This window comes from Micromonospora sp. NPDC005197, from assembly GCF_040608295.1.
Lineage (GTDB): Bacteria > Actinomycetota > Actinomycetes > Mycobacteriales > Micromonosporaceae > Micromonospora.
In genome coordinates, this window is sequence record NZ_JBEXHY010000251.1 from 1 (window position 1) to 2,580 (window position 2,580).

The 2,580-nt window shown below is 72.3% G+C and carries 2 protein-coding genes; both read left to right on the top strand.

Going from position 1 to position 2,580, the window contains the following annotated elements; genetic code table 11:
• A partial coding sequence (locus ABZU46_RS31550; RefSeq protein ID WP_354863343.1) for a dihydrolipoamide acetyltransferase family protein occupies positions 1 to 720 on the top strand: 720 nt, incomplete at its 5' end.
• Between the two features lie 133 nt (positions 721 to 853).
• Complete coding sequence (locus ABZU46_RS31555) at positions 854 to 2,533, top strand: right-handed parallel beta-helix repeat-containing protein (protein WP_354863344.1); 1,680 nt, start codon at positions 854 to 856, stop codon at positions 2,531 to 2,533.
• Positions 2,534 to 2,580: the final 47 nt, after the last annotated feature.

Here is a 2,580-nt window from a genome sequence, read left to right on the forward strand (position 1 = left end):
TCGTCCGATCCGTCCCCGGAGGGCGACGGCGACCTGATCGTCCCGCTCACCGGCGTGCGCAAGGTGATCGCCGACAAGCTCTCCCGCAGCCGGCGGGAGATCCCCGAGGTGACCATCTGGGTCGACGTCGACGCCACCGGGCTACTGGAGACCCGCGCGGCGATCAACGCGGCGACGCCCGACGCGCCGGTGAGCATCCTGGCCCTGCTGGCCCGGATCTGCCTCAGCGGTCTGCGCCGGTTCCCGCAGCTCAACTCCCGCGTCGACACCGAGGGTCAGCGGATCGTCCAGTCCGCCGGGGTGCACCTGGGCATCGCCGCGCAGACCGACCGGGGCCTGCTGGTGCCGGTGCTGCGCGACGCCCAGCGACTCACCACGGCCGAGCTGGCCGCCGAGCTGGCGGCGACCACCGCCGCGGCGCGGGCCGGGACGCTCGCGCCGGCCCGGCTCACCGGCGGCACCTTCACGCTGAACAACTACGGGGTGTTCGGCGTGGACGGCTCCACCCCGATCATCAACCACCCCGAGGCGGCCCTGCTCGGCGTGGGCCGGATCGTGGACAAGCCGTGGGTGGTCGACGGGCAGTTGGCCGTGCGCAAGGTGACCCAGCTGAGCCTCACGTTCGACCACCGGGTCTGCGACGGTGGGGTGGCCGGTGGCTTCCTGCGGCACGTCGCCGACTGCGTGGAGCGCCCGGCGCTGCTGATCGCCGCCGTCTGACGCGTACCCCCGGCCCTGGCACCGCCCGCGCGGCGCCGGGGCCGGCGTGCGTCAGTGGTTTCGCGGTCGCGTCATCGGGAAGTCGGCCCCGCCGGTACGCACCGGAGGCGTCGAAGGGAGCCGACCCGTGGTCGTGGCGAACGAGCTGCTACTGAATTCGGTACGGGTGCGGCGGCCCGCCGCGGCCGGCGCACCGCTCTACTGCGACGCGCTGGAGTACGGGCTGACCGGCGACGGCGCGACCAACGACCAGCCGGCGTTGGCCGCCCTCGTGGACCGCCTCGGCGCCGGGTACGCCTCGGACGGGCGGGCCCGCGTCATCTACTGCCCGCCGGGCATCTACTCGATCCGCGATTCCGGCACGGTGTGGCGTAGTGGGGTCTCGCTGGTCGGCGCCGGCCCGGCGGCGACCCGGTTCATGCTCAGCAACGAGGGCAACCGGGCCGACCCGACCCCGCTGGCCTTCTGGACCACCGTGCAGCACGGGGCCGACCGGGACCGGCACATCGCCGACTGCACCTTCGCCGACTTCCAGATCGACGGCTCCGGCGTGGCGATGGCCGAGTACAACTACCTCGCCAAGGGCCTGGGCCTGCAGTACGTCGTGCGCGGCGTGTTCCGCAACCTCTACATCCACCACACCGCGGCCACCGGGCTGGGCTGCGACTTCCTCCAGGACTCGCTGATCGACGGCGTGGTGGTCGTCGGCTGCGGGCGACTGGACAACGGCGAGCAGATCGGCGGCGCCGGCATCGGCGTGGGCATCGGCGGTTGGGGCGCGGTGGAGCGGTTGACCATCGCCAACTGCACCACGCTCGCCAACGGCACCAACGGCATCTTCCTGGAGCTGCAGAAGGACTACTGGCCGCCGCCCCGCGGCTACCGCATCATCGGCTGTCACAGCCAGGGCAACCGGTTCGGCATCTCCGACTGGGGTGCCGACGGTCTCATCGTCTCCGCCTGCACGATGACCGGCAACCTGGAGGCCGGGTTCGACATCTCCGCCCAGGGCACCGCGGCGGTGGCCGGACGAGGTGGGCTGCTCACCGACTGCGTCATCGACGGCAACATCCGCGACGGGGTCATTGTCGGCAACAGCCCGGGCCCGTACACCATCCGGGGCAACCGGATCAGCGGGAACGGTCAGTACGGCTACCACGGGCAGGACCTCGGGCGGGGCTACCAGGGCCCGGTACGGGACGTGGTGATCGAGAGCAACGAGTTATGGGGCAACGGGCTGGACGCCGTCCGGATCGACCACCAGATGACCGACGCGGTGCTGCTGAACAACCGGATCCGCAACAACGGGCGACAGTACGCGCAGGCCGCCAGCGGCGGTGGCGAGACCGTTCGCTACGCCCAGCGGTCCGTGGTGGACCGGTCGGCGACCTGGCCGCACGACGGGCACCGGGGCAAGGTCCTGCGGGTGGGACGGGCCGTGGCCATGGTCGCCGCGAACACCGGCGAAGAACTCGTCCTGGCGCCGGTCCGGCCCGACGGCATCACCGCGTGGAGTGGGGACGTACCGCCCCCGGGCTGCGGGTACGAGCTGTCCGCGGCACCCGAGCGGCGGGCCGGCATCACCATCGACGCGGCGTTCGACTCGGCCACCATCCGCGGCAACCGGGTCTGGGACAACCACGAGTACAGCACCCAGACCCACGGTCTGTGGATCACCGAACGGGGCAGCTGTGTGGACTGCCGGGTCGAGGACAACGACCTCGCCGGCAACGCCAATGGCGGGATGCGCCTGGACACCCCGCCGGTGGGCGGACGCTGGCGCGACAACCACGTCGACAGCGACTGGGGCTGACCAGCCGGGCCGGAACGCGAAGCGGCGGCGGCCGGAGAGCTCTCCGG